The organism is Alphaproteobacteria bacterium (genome assembly GCA_019635875.1).
Lineage (GTDB): Bacteria > Pseudomonadota > Alphaproteobacteria > Reyranellales > Reyranellaceae > JAFAZJ01.
In genome coordinates, this window is the sequence record JAHBYP010000013.1 from 41,941 (window position 1) to 59,325 (window position 17,385).

The following is a 17,385-nucleotide window of genomic DNA, read 5'->3' on the forward strand; positions in this document are numbered from 1 at the left end:
AGATGGACCGCGAGATCACGCTCGACGATATCGAATCACTCGCCGTCGGTGCCTGGGTGCTGGGCACCGGCGGCGGCGGCAGCCCGTATCTTGGCCTGCTCAACATGCGCCGCCTCTATCGCGAAGAGAATTTGCGCGTGCGGCTGATGAGCCCGGACGATCTGCAGGACGACGACATGGTCGCGGCGGTGTCGAACATGGGCGCGCCGCTGGTCGGCCAGGAGCGCCTGACCGACAGCCGCACCATCGCGCGTGCCGTGGCGCTGATGGAGGAGCATACCGGCAGGCGCTTTCGCGCGATCATGTCGCTGGAGATCGGCGGCGGCAACTCGATCCAGCCGCTGATGGCGGCGGCGCATCTGGGCCGTCCGGTGGTCGATGCCGACATGATGGGCCGCGCCTATCCCGAGGCGCAGATGACCTCTGTCGCGGTCGGCGATCTCGTGCCCTGTCCGCTGTCGACCGTCGACGTGCGCGGCCTGGAGTCGATCGTCGACAAGGTGCCGACCTGGAAATGGATGGAGCGGGTCAGCCGCAAGATCTGCGTCGAGTACGGCTCGATCGCCTCGACCTGCAAGGCGCCGCGCACCGGCGCGGAAGTAAAGAAGTGGGGCATCAAGTACACCACGACCAAGGCGATCAAGATCGGCACCGCGGTACGCGAGGCACAGCGCCGCCACGAGGATCCGATCGAGGCGATCCTCTCGGTCGAGCCGGGCAAGGTGCTCTATCGCGGCAAGGTCAAGGACGTCGAGCGGCGCACCACCGAGGGCTTCCTGCGCGGCCGCACGCAGTTCGAGGGCATGGACGAATATCGCGGCAGCGCGATGGAGATCGCTTTCCAGAACGAATGGATCGTGGCCTGGCACGACAAGCGGCCGGTCGCCATGTCACCCGACCTGATCTGCGTGCTCGACAGTGTCACCGGCGAGGCGGTCGGCACCGAGACCATCCGCTACGGCCAGCGCGTCACCGTGATCGCGCTGCCGCCACCGGAGGTGTTCCTGTCGCCCAAGGGCCTGCAGCATGTCGGCCCGCGCGCCTTCGGCTACGACATCGAGTTCCGGAGCGTCTTCGCGTGAGCCTGCGCGACATTTCGCTCGACGATATCGAATCGCTGGCGGTCGGAGCCTGGGTGCTGGGCACCGGCGGCGGCGGCAATCCCTACCTGCCGCTGCTCAACATGCGTGCGCTGTACCGCGAGGGCTATCGCTGCCAGCTGATGTCGTCCGACGATCTCGCCGACGACGACTGGGTCGGCACTGTCGCCAACATGGGCGCACCGCTGGTCGGGCAGGAGCGGCTGACCGACAGCCTGACCCTGGCGCGCGCCGTGACGGCGATGGAGAAGCACATCGGCAAGCGCTTCCGCGCGCTGATGAGCATGGAGATCGGCGGCGCCAACGGCGTGCGGCCGTTCATGGCGGCGGCGCACCACAAGCTGCCGGTCATCGACAGCGATACCATGGGCCGCGCCTATCCCGAGGCGCAGATGACCTCGGTCGCGGTCGGCGGACTGGCGCCCTATCCGATGACCGCCGTCGACGTGCGCGGCTTCGAGAGCATCGTGCACAGGGTGCCGAGCTGGAAATGGACCGAGCGCGTGGGCCGCAAGATCTGCGTCGAGTACGGTTCCGTTGCCGCGACCTGCCAGCCGCCGCGCACCGGCGCGGAGGTGAAGAAGTGGGGCATCCACGGCACCACGACCAAGGCGATCGCCATCGGCGCGGCGGTGCGCGAGGCGCAGCGCAGGCACGACGATCCGATCGAAGCGATCCTGAAGGTCGAGCCCGGCAAGCTGCTGTACACGGGCAAGGTGATAGACGTCGCGCGGCGTGCCACCGAGGGCTTCCTGCGCGGCGTGGTGCGCTTCGACGGGCTCGACGAATGGCGCGGCTCGGCGATGACCATCAACTTCCAGAACGAGTGGATCGTGGCCTGGCGCGACGGGCAGCCGGTCGCCATGACTCCCGACCTGATCTGCGTGCTCGACTCGGTGTCGGGCGAGGCGGTGGGCAGCGAGACGATCCGCTACGGCCAGCGCGTCACGGTGATCGCGCTGCCGCCGCCCGAAGTCTTCCTTTCGGAAAGAGGCCTGCAGCACGTCGGCCCGCGCGCCTTCGGCTACGACCTCGAATTCAGGAGCGTGTTTTCGTCATGAGACGCATCGGAATCGATGTCGGCGGCACCAACACGGATGCGGTGCTGATCGAGGACGGCAAGGTATCGGGCGCCGTGAAGGCCCCCACCAGCGAGGACGTCACGACGGGCATCCTCGATGCGCTCAAGGCGCTGGCCGCTACGGGCGTGCTGAAAGGCAAGCGCATCGACGGCGTGATGATCGGCACCACGCATTTCATCAACGCCGTGGTGCAGCGGCGTCACCTGACCAAGGTCGGTGCGCTGCGCCTGGGCATGCCGGCCTCGGCCTCGCTGCCACCGTTCTGCGACTGGCCGGAGGATCTCGCCGAGATCGTGCGCGGCGGCGTGTGGATGGTCGAAGGCGGCCACGAGTTCGACGGGCGGCCGTTCATGCCGCTCGACGAGGCGGCGATCGCCGCGGCGGCGCGCGAGATGAAGGCCAGGGGCCTGAAGTCGGTGGCGATCTCGGCGATCTTCTCGCCGCTCGATCCCTCGCACGAGAAGCGCGCGGCAGAGATCGTCGCGACCGAGCTGCCCGGCGCCTCGATCACCTGCTCGTCCGATCTCGGCCGCATCGGCCTGCTGGAGCGCGAGAACGCCGGGCTGCTCAATGCCGGCCTGGCCGACCTGGCGCGTGACACCATCGCCGCCTTCGAGAAGTCGATCCGCGACAGCGGCATCGAGGCGCCGCTCTACATCACGCAGAACGACGGTACCGTGGTCGAGGCCGCCCAGGCGCGGCGCCTGCCGGTCTACAGCTTCGCCTCCGGCGCCACCAACTCGATGCGCGGCGGCGCCTACCTCTCGGGCCTGCAGGACGCGATGGTGATCGACGTCGGCGGCACCACCACCGATGTCGGCCAGCTGCGCCACGGCTTTCCGCGCGAGGCCAACTCGGTCGTCAAGGTCGGCGGCGTGCGCACGCTGTTCCGCATGCCCGACCTGATGTCGATCGGCCTGGGCGGCGGCAGTCACGTGTCGCTCGATCCGCTGAAGGTCGGCCCGCTTTCCGTCGGCTACAGGCTGCTGCGCGAGGGTATCGCCTTCGGCGGCAGGCAACTCACGACGACCGACGTGGCCATCGCCGCCGGCCGGCTGTCGCTGGGCGACAAGGCCAAGGTCGCCCATCTCGACGCCGCGACCTGTACGCGCGTCTTCGGCGAGGCGCAGCGCATGGTCGAGGAGACGGTCGATCGCATGAAGACCGAGGCCGGCGACGTGAAGCTGATCGCCGTCGGCGGCGGCGCCTTCCTGGTGCCCGACAAGCTCGAGGGCGTGTCCGAGGTGGTGCGGGTGAAGCACGGCGACTGCGCCAATGCCGTCGGCGCGGCGATTGCCCAGGTATCGGGCGAATGCGACCAGATCTTCCGCGACATGGCGCGCGTCGACGCCATCGCGCGCGCCAACGAGCTGGCGGCCGATCGCGCGGTCTCCGCCGGCGCCGACCGCAATACGCTCTCGACCATCGAGACCGAGGACATGCCGCTGGCCTATCTGCCGGGCAACGCGCTGCGCGTGCGCGTGCGGGTGGTCGGCGACGTCGCTGCCGCATAGAGCGACGAGCCCGAGAACGGTGTTACCCTGTCATCCCGAGCGCAGCGAGGGATCCAGGCAGCTTCCCCGGATCCGTCGCTGCGCTCGGGATGACAGGCACGACTGATCCACCGCTCGATGCTTTGGTCAGGGGCCCGATCGCGTCGTCGGCTCGGCCAGCCCATAGGGGCCGGGTGTCAATACGACGATGCGCGAGTAGAGGGCCTCGAGGGACGTCTTCGTGTCGAGTCCAACCAGCGGGTCGTCGTTGGCGTCGAAGGCGGCGTTGATCTCGATCCAGTCCGGGCCGGTCAGCACGCGTTCGGCCAGCGGCAGGAGCGCGTCTTCCTCGAGACGCATGTGGCGCCAATGGAAATCCGCGTAGTCCCGGGCCAGGTCGGCGAAGTCCCTGGGGTTCACGCGGCCGGCTTCGAGGTGCTCCAGGATCTCGCGCAGGCGGGCGATCCTTGCGATGCCTTCGACATGCTCGGCGCCGAGCGCGTCGAGGGTGGCCCTGGCCTGCGGGGCGCGCAGCCGCAGGAGGCGAAAGAGCTGCTCGTCCTCCTTGGGGTGATGCAGGCGCTCGGGAAACCGGTCGATATAGTCGATCATCGCCCACAACAGCCTGAAGTCGGGCCGCGCGCCGGTGCTGGCGTACTCCTGCGACACATGCCGCAGGGCGTGCAGGACAGCGGACAACGAGCGGTGCTCGTCGCGGATGACATGGAGCGCCCGATGCATGCTCACACCGCTTTCGAGTGGCGCGCCCCGGACGTCGGCAGGTAGTGATCGAAAGCGGCGCAGATCAGCCGGGTCGCGATGCGCCCCTCGGCAGTGATGCGCACGCGAGCGCCATCGATGGCGACGACGCGCTGCTCGACATATGGCCGCAGTCGCTCGAGATCGTCGTTGAAGACGGCGGCCGGCACGCGATGCCGACGCGCGACGGCGTCGAGGTCGACCGCGAAATCGCACATCAGGCGTTCGATCACGTCGGCCGCCAGCCGGTCGTCGTCGCTGATCGCGCGGCCGCGCGCCGTGGCGTAGGTGCCGCGATGCAGGCATTCGGCATACTGCTTCACGCCGACGGCGTTCTGGCTGAACCCCTGGGGCAGCTGGCTGATGGCGCTGGCGCCCAGCCCGATCTGCGGCACCGCAGGGACGTCGGTGTAGCCCTGGAAGTTGCGGCGCAGCCGGCCCTCGCAGGCGGCCAGCGCCAGCGGATCGTCGGGTCGCGCGTAGTGATCGATGCCGATGGCCACGTAGCCCGCTGCGACAAGCTCGCGCGCGGTCAGGCGGGCCATGGTCTGGCGCGTCGCCATGTCGGGCAGCATGGCGTCGTCGATCGCGCGCTGGCGGCGGGCCATCCAGGGCACGTGCGCGTAGCCGAACACGGCGATGCGCGATGGCCCCAGCGCGACGGTCTGCGCCAGCGTCGCGGCCAGCATGTCGGGCGTCTGCAGCGGCAGGCCGTAGACGAGGTCGATGTTGATGCGCTCGATGCCGGCCCGGCGCAGCGCGTCCATCGCGCGCGCCGTCGTCTCCACCGGCTGCCAGCGATTGATCGCGCGCTGCACCGCCGGCGAGAAGTCCTGCACCCCCAGGCTGGCGCGATTGACGCCGATGGCGCCCAGCACCGCCGCCCGCGCCGGCGTCAGGTAGCGGGGATCGGTCTCGATCGAGATCTCGGTGGTCCGGTCGATCGCGAAATGCGCGGCGATCCGGTCGGCCAGGCGTTCGAGCCCGTCGCTGCCGAGCTCCGTCGGGGTGCCGCCGCCCAGCTGCAGGGCGGCCAGCCGTCGGCCCGCGCCCACGTCGCGCGCGACCAGCTTCAGCTCGTCCGCCAGCAGAACGCCATAGGCGTCCATCTGCTCGGGACCGCGCGTCACCGCGGTGTGGCAGGCGCAGTACCAGCAGAGCGCGCGGCAATAGGGGACGTGGGCATAGAGCGCGACGTCGCCGTCGGGCAGGGCATTCAGCCAGGCGCGGTGACTTGCGGCGTCGACGCCGGCACCGAACTGCGCGGCGGTGGGGTAGCTCGTGTAGCGCGGTACGCTGCGCTCGAGGCCCAGCAGCGTCGCTTCGTCCATGGCCCGCTCCCGCGCCCGACGGCGTGGCGCGGGCGTATCGGAAGCACACTAGACAAGGCGTCGATTCGCGCCTTGATGCAGGTCAAGCGGCGGCAAGGGTCATCGGCTTTCGCTGGCCAATCGTGCTCCCAGTGCCACAAGGACGGCACCCATCGCGCCTTCGACGATTCGCCGGACGCGCGCGCGGCGCAGCACGTCACCGGCGCGAGCCACGACGGCGGCGTAGAGCGCCAGCCAGGCGAAGGTCATTGCGCTGAACGCCAGCCCGAGCGTGAACAGCACGCCGAGGCTGGCTTCGCTGGCAGGCACGAACTGCGGCAGCAGGCTGCTGAAGAACATCGCCATCTTGGGGTTGGCGAGATTGCTGATCAGTCCCTGGCGCACTGCCGCCGCAGGCCGCAGCCTCTGTCCCGCGATCGGTCGCGCGTCGGCGACGGTGCCTGCGCGCGCGACGATCGCGCCCCACAGCGCGTGCAGGCCGAGCCAGATGAGATAGGCGGCGCCGGCGTATTTCAGCGCCAGGAAGACCGGCTCCGATGCAATCAGCAGCGCCACCAGCCCGACGCTTGTCGCCAGCGCCCAGATGGTCTGGCCCATCGAGATGCCCAGCGCCGTAAACAGGCCGGCCCCGCGTCCGCCCAGCAAAGTGTTGCGGATGGTGAGCGCCGTGTCCGGCCCCGGCGTGCAGATCACCAGCGCCGACACGCCGAGGAAGGCGAGAAACGAGGTCACGCCGCCAGCGCCAGCGGCCGCACAAGCTCCAGCCCGTCGGCGGCGGTGGCCGAGATCGTCGTGCGAACCATGTAGCGGCCGACGTCTTCGGGCCACGGCCGGCCGCGATGCATGGTGGCGCGGTTGTCCCACATGATGACGTCGCCGGCGCGCCACGTGTGCTCCCAGGTGTTGCCCGGTGCCGTCGCCAGCTCCTCGAGCTCGTCGATCAGCGCGCGGCCCTCGGACTCCCTGCCCTCGATAGCGTAAATGTGCGAGGCGATGTAAAGCGACTCGGTGTCGTTCGCCGGATTGCGCCACACCAGGCGCCAGCGCTGCGGCGGCAGCGAACGGCGCTCCTCGTCGTTCATCAGCGTGGGAGAGATCCTGTCGCGCGAGGTGGCGAAGCTGTGCAGCGCCACCATCTGGCGCAGCTGGGCGCGGCGGCTCTCGGGCAGGCGCTCGAAGGCGCGGCGCGTGCTGACGAACTCGGTCTCGCCGCCGGTCGGCGGGATGATGCGGCCCGACAGGATCGAGGTCAGCGCCGGCACCGCCTTGAACGAGGAATCGGTATGCCAGAACTGGTTGGCCTTGTTGGTCAGCCACAGGCGGTGGCTGGTCGGCACGATCCTGCCGGTCTCGGGATCGATGTTGCGCAGATGGACATAGAGCGTGCCCGAGCCGATCGCGTTGACCTTGGTTGGCTCCGGCGGGCCGAACTTCGCCGAGAAGGCGAGCTGGTCCTCGTCGGTGAGCTCCTGGCCGCGGAACAGCAGCACCGAGTGGTCCTCGAACGCGGTGCGCACCTGGCGATAGACGTCCTCGTCGCGCGCCACATCCTGGATGCTGATGCCGCGCACCTCGACGCCGAAATCAGGCCCCAGTGGGACAAGCTGCATGGGTTCCTCCGATTGGCCTTGTTGCCGCCCAGTATAGCGCCGCATTGGCGGTGGCGCATGCCCTGGCGGGGAGATAGCATCGCCGCGGAATTTCCGGACATTCAGTGCTGGAGCGTTGGGAGGAAGCGATGAAGAGAAGGAATCTGATCGTCGGCGCTGTGGCCGCCGGCGTCGCGCCGGCCGTTCTGCGTGGCGGTGCGATGGCGCAGGACGCGCTGAAGATGCGCATCTCGCTCGACACGTCGGCCACCCACACCCGCACCGTGCAGATGACGCGCTTCGCCGCCGAGCTCAACAAGCGCGCGGGCGGCAAGCTGCATGCCGAGGTGTTCCACTCCGCGCAGCTCTTCCGCGATCGCGACGTCGCCAAGGCGCTGCGCCAGGGAGGCACCGAGATGGGCGTGCCGGGTCCGTGGAACCTCACCGGGCTGGAGCCCAATGTCGACGTCTTCCAGACGCCGGCCTTCTACGGCCGCGTGCGGGAGGAGATCTACAAGGTGTCCGACGGCGACATCGGCAAGGATCTCAACGGCCGGCTGGAGAAGAAGATCGGCGTGCACGTCCCGGGCAAGTGGCTCGACCTCGGCTCGGCGCATACCTTCTCGACCAAGACGCCGCTGAACTCGTCGGACGACATGAAGGGGCTCAAGGTTCGCACCTCGGGCGGCAAGGGCCAGTTCGTGCGCGTGAAGTTCTTCGGCGGCATCCCCAACTTCACCGCCTGGCCCGACGTGCCGCTGGCGCTCAGCCAGGGCACGTTCGACGCGCTGCTGACCACCACCGAGAGCTGCGTCTCGGCCAAGCTGTGGGAATCCGGCATCCGCTTCAACGTGCAGGACAACCATTTCTTCGCGCAGTACATCCCGATGATCTCGGCGGCGTTCTGGGGCAAGCTTTCCGCCGACCTGCAGAAGCAGATCACCACGACCTGGGCCGACATGATCGGCGGTTTCCGCGACGAGATGGCCAAGTCGCAGGCGCATGCCCTCGACGTCGTCAAGGAGAAGGGCATCAAGGTCGTTGAGCCGTCGAAGGCCGACATCGAGGCCGCGCGCAAGCGGCTGATGGCGACGCTGGACGATGTGACCAAGGAGCTGGGCCTGGAGGCGGCACTGGTCGCCAAGGCCGGCGCCGCGCTCGGCATCGGCGGCAAGGCCTGACGTCCATTCCGGACAAGCCGTAGCCGACGGTCGGCGCGACCCCTCGCGCCGACCAGTAACGGGGGGAGTCGCCGGCATGCTGAAGAGGTGGGACCGCGCCGAGCGGTGGTTGATCGGCGCGTTGGGCGGCGTCGGCCTGGCCATCTACCTCGTGCAGATCGCGGGCCGCTATCTCGTCCCCGGCATCGACACGGCATGGGGAGAAGAGCTCACGGTCTACATCGTCATCTGGGCGACGATGCTGAGCGCCAGCCTGCTGGTGCGCGAGGACGGACATGTGCGCGCCGACCTGTTCCTGCGGATGTTGCCGGCGGCGCGCCAGCGCTGGATCGAGCTCGCCAACTGCGTCATCGCCGTCGCTTTCTGCGCCGGGCTGACGTGGTTCGGTGCCTACCTGTCGTGGGACTCCTTCGACCTCGGCGAGCGCAGCAACACATCGCTCGGCTTTCCGCTGTGGCTCTACTACGCCTGCCTGCCGGCCTGCGCCGGGCTGATGACCCTGCGCTACCTCATCCGGCTCTACGACTTCGCCTTCCGCTACGATCCGGCGCGCATGGAAGTCCACTCGGGGCGGGAAAGCTGAGCGATGTCAATCAAGTTCTTCGCTCTGCTGTTCTTCGTCCTGCTCGGCATGGGGCTGCCGATCTTCCTCGTGCTCGGCGGCAGCGCCGGGCTGATGTTCGCCGTCAGCGGCCAGCCGCTGGTCGGCATCGCCCAGAAGATGCTCGACGAGATGAACTCGACGACCTTGCTGGCGGTGCCGTTCTTCGTGATGGCCGCCGCCTTCATGCAGCATGGCGGCATCGCCAAGGCGCTGGTCGATGTCGCCGCCGCCTGGGTCGGCTGGGTGCGCGGCGGGCTGGGCGTGGTCTGCGTCGCCGCCTGCGCCATGTTCGCCGCGATCTGCGGCTCCAGCGTCGCCACGGCGCTGGCCATGGGCACCATCCTGATCCCGGCGATGATCGCGCGCGGCTATCCCAGTACCTTCGCGCTGGGCGTCACGGCGGCGTCCGGCACGCTGGGCATCCTGATTCCACCCAGCCTGCCGCTGATCCTTTACGCCGTGATCGTCGACGAATCGGTGCCGCGGCTCTTCCTCGCCGGTGTAGTGCCGGGACTGATGCAGGGCGCGCTCTTCGTCGGCTTCGTCCTGTGGTATGGCCGCAAGCGCGAGCTGGCGCGCGAGCCGCTGCGGGACGGCCGTGAATTCGTGCGCGTCAATCTGCGGGCTCTGCCGGCGCTCAGCCTGCCGGTGATCATCGCCGTCGGCATCTACGGCGGCATCGTCACCACGACGGAGGCCGCGGCCTCCGCCGCCATCGTCGCGCTGCTGGTCGCGCTGTTTTTCTACAAGGGCTTTCCGGCCAGCCGCTCGCTCGACGTCATCGGCGATGCGATCAAGAGCGGCGGCACGATCATCATCATCATCGCCTGTGCGCTCGCTTTCGGTCACTGGCTCACCGAGTCGGGCATCCCGGCGTCGCTTGTCCGGTTCATCACCGACAACGGCTTCAGTGCCTGGCAGTTCCTGCTTGCCATCAATCTCATGCTCATCGTGCTGGGCATGTTCCTCGAGGTCGCCTCGATCATCCTGATCGCGGTACCGATCCTCTACCCTGTGCTGAAGCCGCTGGGCATCGATCCGGTGCATTTCGCCATCGTCATCACCATCAACATGGAGCTGGCGCTGATCACCGCGCCGGTGGGCCTCAACCTCTACGTTCTGTCCTCGGTGTCGAAGACTCCGATCGGCGTGGTCATCAAGGGCGTCAATCCGTTCCTCGTCCTGATGGTCGTCCTGCTGCTGGTCGTCACCTACATCCCCGAAGTTTCGCTCTGGCTGCCCAACCTGGTCTACGGCGCCCGCTGAGCCCGGCAGAGCGGTAGAACGCCTCGCGGCAAGTGGCATGCACCCGTCATCCCGAGCGCAGCGAGGAATTCTGGCAGCTTCCCTGGATCCCTCGCTGCGCTCGGGATGACAGCGTGATTCTACCTTCACCCTCGCCACGCTAGAATTCGCCATGCGCCGCGCGCTGGTTCCGCTGATCGCCACCTTTCTCGTGCAGACGCTGTGCTCGGCGGCGGTGCTGGCGCTGGCGACCATGATGCCCAGGGTCGGACCGGATGTCGGCGTGCCGAGCTGGGTGATCGGTGCCTTCACCGCGATCATCTATGGCGTGGCGGCGACCTCTTCCTTCTTCAGCGCAGCTCCGTTGGCACGCTTCGGCGCTGTACGGCTCTGCCAGGCGGCGCTGCTGTCCGGCGCGCTCGGGCTGGCGGTCATGACGCTCGCGACTCCGCTGGCGCTGGTCATCGGCGTGTGCCTGGTCGGCGGCTCCAACGGCCCGCTCAACGCCGCCTCTGCCGCGATCATCGCCCATCGCGTGCCGACGGCCTGGTACAGCGCTGCCTTCACCGTGAAGCAGACCGGCGTGCCCTTCGGCTTCGCGATCTCGGGCGCCATCGTGCCGCCGCTGGCGAACTGGCTGGGCTGGCAGGGCGCCGCGTTGAGTCTCGCCGCCATGCTGGTCGTCGCCATCATCGCGCTGCAGCTGCTGGAGGCCGAGCTCGAAGGCGGCGCGCCGCCGATCGGGCGGCCGGCGTTGCTCGAGCCGATGCGGACCCTCTTTACCGACCGCCGCCTGCGTGCCCTGGTGCTGGCCTCGCTGCTCTATGTCGTGGCCCAGCACACCATCACCTTCGTGCTCGTCACCTACCTCGTCGAGTCGTGTGGTCTTTCGATGGTGGTGGCCGGTCAGATCCTTTCGGTCTCGCAGTTCGGCGCCGCCGCGCTGCGTCTGGCGCTCGGCACCTTCGCCGACCGCCTGCGCGAGCGGCTGAGCCTGCTCGGCGTGCTGGGCGTGCTGACGGCATGCGGCTGCACCGCGGTGGCACTGGCGCGGCCCGACTGGCCGCTGCTGGCCATTGCCGCGGCGGCGGTGATCTGCGGCACGACGGCGGCGAGCTGGAACGGCCTGTCGGTGGGAGAGTTCGCGCGCTGGTCGCCGCCGGGGCAGGCGGGCGCCATTACCGCCGCCAGCACCGCCGTCGTCTTCAGCGGCGGCGTCTTCGGCCCCGGCCTGTTCAGCGCCGTGGTCGGCACAAGCGGCTCCTACCTTGCGGGCTTCGCGCTGATCGTCGTCGCGGTTGGCGCCGGCGGCGTATGGTTGCTGGCCGAAGGACGCCGGCTGCGACGGGAGGCCTGACATGCTGCTGATCGGCGTCAATCGCTCGCCTTACACGCGCCGTGTCGCGATCACCTTGCGCGCCTATGGCGTCACCTACGAGCAACGCGATCTCAACGGCTTCGGCCATCGCGAAGAGGCCCGCGCCGCCAATCCACTGGGCCGGATCCCGGCGCTGGTGCTCGACGGCGGCGAGGCGCTGATCGACAGCACCGCCATCGTCGATCACCTCGACGAGACCTATGGCGGCGACCAGCCGCTGACTCCGCGATCCGGCGCCGACCGCCGCGCCGTGCTCAGGGTGGCGGCGGTGATGATGGGAGCCTGCGACAAGGGCCTGCAGGCCGCCTATCACCGCAACCACACGCCGCAGGAGAAGTGGCACCGGCCCTGGATCGACGACTGCATGGCGCAGATGACGAACGCGCTGACGGCGGTCGAGGCGATGGCGAGGGCCGACGAGCCGCACCTGCTGCTCGGCCGCCTCACCCAGGCCGACATCACCGCCTTCGTCGCCGAACGGCTCGGGCGCGGATTGGGCATCGACACCGACATGCGGATGCCCAAGCTGCGTGCCCTGACTCGCAGGCTTCTCGATCAGGCGGCCTTTCGTTCTACCGAGCCCGCGCCGCCACCAGCATGAACGGCGGCCGCTCGCGCTCGTCCGCCCATTGCGGATGGGCAGCGATCTGCTCAACCGTCGGCGCCCATTCCTCGAGATGTGTCAGCGCAAATCCGGCTTCGAGGAGCAGGCCGACATAGCCGCCGACCGTGCGATGGCGCTTGATCACGCCCTTGGCGAGCCAGTCGGTTCGACGATCGCCCTCGTCAAGATAGCGATCGAGTGGCCAGACGCGGCGGCCCTCGGCATCCGTGATGAAGCCCGGTGCGGAGGGCGCGGTGTAGATCGGATGCTCGACCGAGAAGACGAACGATGCATCCGGCACAAGCGCGCGACGGATGACCGCGAAGGTATGGCCGAGGTTGGCGATGTAGTGGAAGGCGAGCGAGCTGTAAGCGAGATCGAACGACGCCGCAGGCACGTCGAGCGTCTCCAGATCACCGCGCGCGTAGCTGATGGCAGGATCGTTTGTCATCTCGGCGGCGCGCGCCAGCATGTTCGCCGAGACGTCGATCGCGGTGACCGTCGCGGCACCCTGCTGGCGCGCCCAACGCGCGAACCAGCCGAAGCCACAGCCCAGATCGAGCACCCGCAGGCCCTTCATCGACGGCAGGAGCGCGCGGATCGAGGGCCATTCGGCGGCGCCCTCGAGCCCATCTGTCGAGCGTGCCAGGCGGCTGTAGCCGGCGAAGAAGTCTTCCTGGTCGTAGATGTTCTGGGTCATCGAGTTCTCCGTCGATGAAGGCCGACGGACGGGGCAAGCCACACCATGGAAATCTCCCGTCCGCTTCCGTCGGGAGGCGCAAGGTCGGCTCGCAGACTGTTCAGCTCAGCGCGCGTCCTTCCGGCATCCCGGCGCGGGAATGCTGGTGGGTCTGCTGACGATGCGCTTGAACTGGAGCATGCCGATCCTCTGGCATGGGAGCCGACAGAGGGTCAAGCCTTCAGCGCCAGCTCCGCGCGCGCCGCCATCTTCAGCAGCGGCCGGTCGTGCAGGCGCGGCGCCACGATCTGCAGGCCCACCGGCAGGCCGTCGCGGCCGCTGCCGCAGGGGATCGTGATGCCCGGCACCAGCGCGAGGTTGAACAGCGGGGTGAACACGGCGTGGCCGCGCGGGCCGGCGGGCTTGTTCTCGATCACGGTGGGATAGACCGTCTCGACCGGCCACGACACGCAGGCCGTGGTCGGCGTCAGCAGGTAGTCGTAGCGCGTGAAGAACTCCGCCACGGCGCGGGCGGCGGCGTCGGCGAAGCGCAGGGCCGCGACCACGTCGGTGCCCTTCACGCCGCGGCCGCGCTCGATCAGACCTGCGATGTTGTCGCCGAACAGATCGGGCTCGGCGGCGTGCCGCTCGCCGTAGAGCAGCGCGCTGGCGGCAGCATTGACCGCGGCGAAGGCGAGTTCGCCGGTGCCTTGTGGCCAGCTGATGTCGGCGGTCTCGATGCTCCAGCCGGCGGCGCGCAGCGTCTCGACGGCGGCATCGACCGCATGGCGCACGTCGGCGTCGACGGCCACATCGAGACCCAGGCGCGGGCTGTAGGCGACACGCGGCCTGGCCGGCGGCGGCACGTCCCAGGTCGGCACCGAATGCGGGTCGCGCGGGTCGGCGCCGGCCATCACCTCGAACATCAGCGCCGCGTCGGCCACCGTGCGGCCCATCGGCGCCGTCACGCCGTAGAGCGGGCCGTAGGCGCCGCCGAAGCCGTGGGGCGAGGGGATCGCGCCGGCCGAGGTCTTCAGGCCGACCACGCCGCAATGCGACGCCGGCCGCCGGCCCGAGCCGCCGCCGTCGGTTCCCAACGCTATTGGAGAAAAGCCGGCGGCCAGCCCGGCCGCGGCGCCGCCCGACGAGCCGCCGGGCGTCAGCGCCGGATTCATCGGATGGCGTGTCGGGCCGTAGACCTTGTTCTCGGTGTGGCCCTTGGCGGCCATCTCGGGCGTGTTGGTCATGCCCAGGAAGACACCGCCCGCCGCCTTCAGCCGCTCGACCGATACCGCATCGCGCGGCGCGACGAAGTCCTTGTAGAGCAGCGAGCCGTTGGTGACGCGCCGCCCCGCCACCCAGGTCGTGTCCTTCACCGTGTAGGGCACGCCCAGCAGCGGCCCGTCGAAGCCCGACTTGCGCTGCGCATCGATGCGGTCGGCGTCGCGCCGCGCCTCGGCGGGATCGAAGTCGACGATGGCGGTAAGGCCGGGGTTCCTCGCCTGCACGCGCGCGATGGCGGTCTCGGCGACGTCGCGGGCTCTGGCTTTGCCGGAACGGACCGCGGCGGCGATTTCGGCAGCGGGGCGATCGAGCAGATCCATCGGCGTTGTCCTTGGGCTTGGCTGTGCGGTTGAGCTATCATGGCCCCAAAACAATGCCCCTCGAAACCGATCTCTACGCGCCGGTCAAGGCGCTGCTCGAAGGCCAGGGCTACGACGTCAAGGGCGAGGTGCGCGGCTGCGATGTCGTGGCCGTGCGCGGCGAGGAACCGCCAGTGATCGTCGAGCTCAAGCGTGTCTTCGGCCTGGGCCTGGTGCTGCAGGGCGTCGAGCGGTTGGGCATGACCGATTCGGTCTACATCGCCGTCGGCGCCTGGCCCAGGCGCATGCGCGAGGTCAGGAAGCTCTGCCGGCGGCTCGGGCTCGGGCTGATGGTGGTGGTGGACGCGCGCGTCGAGATCCTGCTCGATCCGCTGCCTTACGCGCCGCGCAAGAACACGCGCAAGGCCGGCCGGCTGCTGGGCGAGCACGCGCGGCGCGTCGGCGATCCCACAAGGGGCGGCTCGACGCGCGTGCCGATCATGACCGCCTACCGCCAGCAGGCGCTGCGCTGCGCCGAATTGCTGGCGCGCGACGGGCCGATGAAGGTGGCGGCGCTGAAGGCCTGCGGCGCGGTGCCCGACGCCGGCAGGATCCTGCTCGACGACGTCTATGGCTGGTTCGAGCGCGTCGAGCGCGGTGTCTATGGGCTCAGCCCGGCGGGCCGCGAGGGGCTGGTGAAGTTCGGCCGGGGCTGATGTAGGCTTGGCCGTGGATCAGGCCGCCGAGGGAGTCCTCCGATGGACATGCCGATCACCGAATTGCCGCTCACCGGAACCGACGTCTACGCCATGCCGCGCGAGCAGGGCGAATGGGTGCTGCGCCGCCAGCTCGCCGCCGCCTATCGCCTGGTCGACCATTTCGGCTGGACCGAGCTGATTTACGGCCATCTCACCGCGCGCGTGCCGGGCGATCAGCCGCACTTCCTGATCAACCCCTTCGGCCTGAACTACGACGAGGTCACCGCCTCGAACCTGGTGAAGATCGACCTCGACGGCAACATCGTCGAGCCCTCGCCGCATCCCGTGAACTACGCCGGCTTCGTCATCCATTCGGCGATCCACATGGCGCACGCCTCGCGTCACCGCGTGGTGATGCACACGCACACCCGCGCCGGCATGGCGGTGTGCGCGCTGAAGGACGGTCTGCTGCCGATCTCGATGGTCTCGACCGCCTTCCACGGCAGGCTGTCGCAGCACGACTACGAGGGCCCCAGCCTCGATCTCGACGAGCGCGGCCGCTTGCTCAAGAACCTTGGCGACAACCAGGCGATGATGCTGCGCAACCACGGCCTGCTGGTCACCGGCCGCTCGGTGCCTGAGGCCTTCCTGCGGCTCTATCGCCTGGAGCGCGCCTGCCAGATCCAGATCGACGCCGCGGCCGCCGGCGCGCTCAACGTCATGGGCGACAACCTCGCCGCCAAGTCGGGCGCCGACATGGATTCGTTCTCCGAGCGCGAGAGCGCCAACGGCGTCGGCGATCTCGAGTTCGCCGCGCTGATCCGCAAGCTCGACAAGACCGATCCCGGCTGGCGGCACTGACGGATGGCGAGCATGCGGATGCTCCTCGGCGGATTCGCAACGATGGTCTGGCTGGCCGCCACCGCGGCGTCCGGCCAGACCCTGGACGCGCTCTCGACGCTGAACGGGAGGTGGTTCTCGGAGGGCGCCCATTGCGCCAAGGGAAGCACGGAGCTGCGGGTCGCCGCCGATCGTCGAACGATGGCGTCCGATGGAACGTACGAGGGCAAGGCGTACAGGAGCACATACCTGATCCTCGCCGTCGAAGCGCGGCGCGTGCTGACCTTCATCCAGGGCGAAGCCCGCCTGACGGCCACCGGCGACCCGGTGATCTGGTGGGCGATGATCCTTGGCCCGGATCGCTTCGCGTGGCGTCGGTATGACTGGCCCCGCGACAGCATGACGCCGGCGCGGGTGCGCCGCTGCTGAGCGCGATCCCGCTTCTTCATCGCTGCGCGTCGCGTTGAGCACCGCGTTGGCTCGCGAAGGAGGCAACCATGGCGGACAGCGTCTACAAGGTGATCGAGGTCATCGGCACCAGCACCGAATCCTGGGAGAAGGCGGCCAACGCCGCCGTCACGCGCGCCAGCAAGACGCTGCGCGACCTGCGCGTCGCCGAGGTCGTCGAGCTCGACATGGCGATCGAGAAAGGCAAGGTCTCGGCTTACCGGGCCAAGGTGAAGCTGTCGTTCAAGTTCGAAGGCGACTGATCGCGCCCGCGGCGTCGATGCCGATCTCGGCGCCGTCATCGATCGCGGCCATCTCCCGCGGCGCCAGCTCGTAGAGCGGGATCGCGGGCCAGCCCATCTCGCGCGCCACGACGATGCCCAGGCCGAGGATGGCGTCGACGCGGCCCAGCACGATGGCCGATGGCGCCTGCCCGTTGCGCAGCAACTCGAGCATGACCGCGCTCGAGGACGAGGACCCGCGCGGCTCGGCGACGAGCAGCACGCGGCCGGCGATGCGTTCGCCGTGATGGGCGATCGCCGGATCGGTGAGCGCGCCGGTATCGGGATCGACGCCGCCCCAGAAGCTCAGCGCCGCGACCTTCAGCGCGCGGCCCGAGGCAGTGCCCGGCAGGATGACGCGCGCGCGCATCACGGTGTCTCTCCGCCGCTTCCCTTGTGGGGGAGGGCGAACGCAAATGGTGCTTTCCTCCCTCTCCCCGCGAGCGGGGAGAGGGTCGGGGTGAGGAGTGGTTTCAGGTTGGGCACTGCCG

At 69.1% G+C, this 17,385-nt stretch carries 19 protein-coding genes; 12 read left to right on the forward strand and 7 right to left on the reverse strand.

The features are described 5' to 3' along the window. Positions 1-2: 2 nt before the first annotated feature. The 3 genes from KF889_29140 to KF889_29150 are packed head-to-tail and all read left to right on the forward strand — an operon-like array spanning position 3 to position 3,696. Entirely contained in the window at positions 3-1,082 is a 1,080-nt protein-coding gene (locus tag KF889_29140) for a DUF917 domain-containing protein (protein MBX3503526.1), read from the forward strand. After that, the gene (locus KF889_29145) at positions 1,079-2,161 is read left to right on the forward strand and encodes a DUF917 domain-containing protein (protein ID MBX3503527.1); all 1,083 of its coding nucleotides are present in this window, start codon (positions 1,079-1,081) and stop codon (positions 2,159-2,161) included. Before KF889_29140 ends, KF889_29145 begins: the two co-directional genes overlap by 4 nt. After that, positions 2,158-3,696: a hydantoinase/oxoprolinase family protein gene (locus tag KF889_29150; protein MBX3503528.1), complete on the forward strand. Its 1,539-nt coding sequence runs from the start codon at positions 2,158-2,160 to the stop codon at positions 3,694-3,696. The genes KF889_29145 and KF889_29150 overlap by 4 nt, the downstream gene beginning before the upstream one ends. Positions 3,697-3,822: 126 nt before the next feature. On the opposite strand, the gene KF889_29155 is transcribed toward KF889_29150, so the two are convergent. From KF889_29155 to KF889_29170, 4 genes are all read right to left on the reverse strand, one after another. Continuing rightward, complete coding sequence (locus KF889_29155) at positions 3,823-4,416, reverse strand: hemerythrin domain-containing protein (protein ID MBX3503529.1); 594 nt, start codon at positions 4,414-4,416, stop codon at positions 3,823-3,825. 2 nt (positions 4,417-4,418) lie between these two features. Then, on the reverse strand, positions 4,419-5,765 hold the full coding sequence (gene hemN / locus KF889_29160; protein MBX3503530.1) for an oxygen-independent coproporphyrinogen III oxidase: 1,347 nt from the start codon (positions 5,763-5,765) through the stop codon (positions 4,419-4,421). A 99-nt stretch (positions 5,766-5,864) separates the two neighbouring features. Further along, positions 5,865-6,497, reverse strand: coding sequence for a LysE family translocator (locus KF889_29165; protein ID MBX3503531.1), 633 nt, complete (start codon positions 6,495-6,497; stop codon positions 5,865-5,867). After that, positions 6,494-7,375 (reverse strand): TauD/TfdA family dioxygenase, encoded by an 882-nt coding sequence (locus tag KF889_29170; protein MBX3503532.1) that lies wholly within the window; start codon positions 7,373-7,375, stop codon positions 6,494-6,496. Before KF889_29170 ends, KF889_29165 begins: the two co-directional genes overlap by 4 nt. 128 nt (positions 7,376-7,503) lie before the next feature. Between KF889_29170 and dctP the strand changes: the two genes are divergently transcribed. The 5 genes from dctP to KF889_29195 all read left to right on the forward strand — a co-directional run bounded on the left by dctP (position 7,504) and on the right by KF889_29195 (position 12,363). After that, the gene (gene dctP, locus KF889_29175) at positions 7,504-8,535 is read left to right on the forward strand and encodes a TRAP transporter substrate-binding protein DctP (protein MBX3503533.1); all 1,032 of its coding nucleotides are present in this window, start codon (positions 7,504-7,506) and stop codon (positions 8,533-8,535) included. Between the two features lie 76 nt (positions 8,536-8,611). Next, positions 8,612-9,118: a TRAP transporter small permease gene (locus tag KF889_29180; GenBank protein MBX3503534.1), complete on the forward strand. Its 507-nt coding sequence runs from the start codon at positions 8,612-8,614 to the stop codon at positions 9,116-9,118. 3 nt (positions 9,119-9,121) lie between these two features. Then, entirely contained in the window at positions 9,122-10,405 is a 1,284-nt protein-coding gene (locus KF889_29185; GenBank protein ID MBX3503535.1) for a TRAP transporter large permease, read from the forward strand. Positions 10,406-10,556: 151 nt separating this feature from the next. Further along, positions 10,557-11,741: an MFS transporter gene (locus KF889_29190; protein ID MBX3503536.1), complete on the forward strand. Its 1,185-nt coding sequence runs from the start codon at positions 10,557-10,559 to the stop codon at positions 11,739-11,741. A gap of 1 nt (position 11,742) precedes the next feature. Further along, positions 11,743-12,363 (forward strand): glutathione S-transferase family protein, encoded by a 621-nt coding sequence (locus KF889_29195; protein MBX3503537.1) that lies wholly within the window; start codon positions 11,743-11,745, stop codon positions 12,361-12,363. Here KF889_29195 and KF889_29200 read toward each other — a convergent pair. Both KF889_29200 and KF889_29205 read right to left on the reverse strand, forming a co-directional pair. Then, positions 12,335-13,066, reverse strand: coding sequence for a class I SAM-dependent methyltransferase (locus KF889_29200; protein MBX3503538.1), 732 nt, complete (start codon positions 13,064-13,066; stop codon positions 12,335-12,337). The two genes, KF889_29195 and KF889_29200, sit on opposite strands and share 29 nt — an antisense overlap. A 212-nt stretch (positions 13,067-13,278) precedes the next feature. Further along, positions 13,279-14,649 carry an amidase gene (locus KF889_29205; protein MBX3503539.1) on the reverse strand — a complete coding sequence of 457 codons (1,371 nt, stop codon included), beginning with the start codon at positions 14,647-14,649 and terminating at the stop codon, positions 13,279-13,281. 53 nt (positions 14,650-14,702) lie between these two features. Between KF889_29205 and KF889_29210 the strand changes: the two genes are divergently transcribed. From KF889_29210 to KF889_29225, 4 genes are all read left to right on the forward strand, one after another. Continuing rightward, the gene (locus KF889_29210; protein MBX3503540.1) at positions 14,703-15,344 is read left to right on the forward strand and encodes a hypothetical protein; all 642 of its coding nucleotides are present in this window, start codon (positions 14,703-14,705) and stop codon (positions 15,342-15,344) included. Positions 15,345-15,437: 93 nt separating this feature from the next. Continuing rightward, positions 15,438-16,187, forward strand: coding sequence for a class II aldolase/adducin family protein (locus KF889_29215; GenBank protein MBX3503541.1), 750 nt, complete (start codon positions 15,438-15,440; stop codon positions 16,185-16,187). A gap of 42 nt (positions 16,188-16,229) precedes the next feature. Continuing rightward, positions 16,230-16,595 carry a hypothetical protein gene (locus KF889_29220; GenBank protein ID MBX3503542.1) on the forward strand — a complete coding sequence of 122 codons (366 nt, stop codon included), beginning with the start codon at positions 16,230-16,232 and terminating at the stop codon, positions 16,593-16,595. 68 nt (positions 16,596-16,663) lie between these two features. Beyond that, complete coding sequence (locus KF889_29225) at positions 16,664-16,876, forward strand: dodecin domain-containing protein (protein MBX3503543.1); 213 nt, start codon at positions 16,664-16,666, stop codon at positions 16,874-16,876. Here KF889_29225 and KF889_29230 read toward each other — a convergent pair. Next, complete coding sequence (locus KF889_29230) at positions 16,857-17,264, reverse strand: DUF126 domain-containing protein (GenBank protein MBX3503544.1); 408 nt, start codon at positions 17,262-17,264, stop codon at positions 16,857-16,859. The genes KF889_29225 and KF889_29230 overlap by 20 nt on opposite strands. Positions 17,265-17,385 lie beyond the last annotated feature (121 nt).

Bases quoted from the DNA above. Each gene is read 5' to 3' on its own strand.
- KF889_29150 (MBX3503528.1), top strand. From the start codon at position 2,158: ATGAGACGCATCGGAATCGATGTCGGCGGCACCAACACGGATGCGGTG.
- KF889_29180 (MBX3503534.1), top strand. From the start codon at position 8,612: ATGCTGAAGAGGTGGGACCGCGCCGAGCGGTGGTTGATCGGCGCGTTG.
- KF889_29200 (MBX3503538.1), bottom strand. From the start codon at position 13,066: ATGACCCAGAACATCTACGACCAGGAAGACTTCTTCGCCGGCTACAGC.
- KF889_29155 (MBX3503529.1), bottom strand. From the start codon at position 4,416: ATGCATCGGGCGCTCCATGTCATCCGCGACGAGCACCGCTCGTTGTCC.
- KF889_29140 (MBX3503526.1), top strand. From the start codon at position 3: ATGGACCGCGAGATCACGCTCGACGATATCGAATCACTCGCCGTCGGT.
- KF889_29220 (MBX3503542.1), top strand. From the start codon at position 16,230: ATGGTCTGGCTGGCCGCCACCGCGGCGTCCGGCCAGACCCTGGACGCG.
- KF889_29170 (MBX3503532.1), bottom strand. From the start codon at position 7,375: ATGCAGCTTGTCCCACTGGGGCCTGATTTCGGCGTCGAGGTGCGCGGC.
- KF889_29190 (MBX3503536.1), top strand. From the start codon at position 10,557: ATGCGCCGCGCGCTGGTTCCGCTGATCGCCACCTTTCTCGTGCAGACG.
- KF889_29210 (MBX3503540.1), top strand. From the start codon at position 14,703: ATGCCCCTCGAAACCGATCTCTACGCGCCGGTCAAGGCGCTGCTCGAA.
- KF889_29215 (MBX3503541.1), top strand. From the start codon at position 15,438: ATGCCGCGCGAGCAGGGCGAATGGGTGCTGCGCCGCCAGCTCGCCGCC.
- KF889_29225 (MBX3503543.1), top strand. From the start codon at position 16,664: ATGGCGGACAGCGTCTACAAGGTGATCGAGGTCATCGGCACCAGCACC.
- KF889_29185 (MBX3503535.1), top strand. From the start codon at position 9,122: ATGTCAATCAAGTTCTTCGCTCTGCTGTTCTTCGTCCTGCTCGGCATG.
- dctP (MBX3503533.1), top strand. From the start codon at position 7,504: ATGAAGAGAAGGAATCTGATCGTCGGCGCTGTGGCCGCCGGCGTCGCG.
- hemN (MBX3503530.1), bottom strand. From the start codon at position 5,765: ATGGACGAAGCGACGCTGCTGGGCCTCGAGCGCAGCGTACCGCGCTAC.
- KF889_29205 (MBX3503539.1), bottom strand. From the start codon at position 14,649: ATGGATCTGCTCGATCGCCCCGCTGCCGAAATCGCCGCCGCGGTCCGT.
- KF889_29230 (MBX3503544.1), bottom strand. From the start codon at position 17,264: ATGCGCGCGCGCGTCATCCTGCCGGGCACTGCCTCGGGCCGCGCGCTG.
- KF889_29195 (MBX3503537.1), top strand. From the start codon at position 11,743: ATGCTGCTGATCGGCGTCAATCGCTCGCCTTACACGCGCCGTGTCGCG.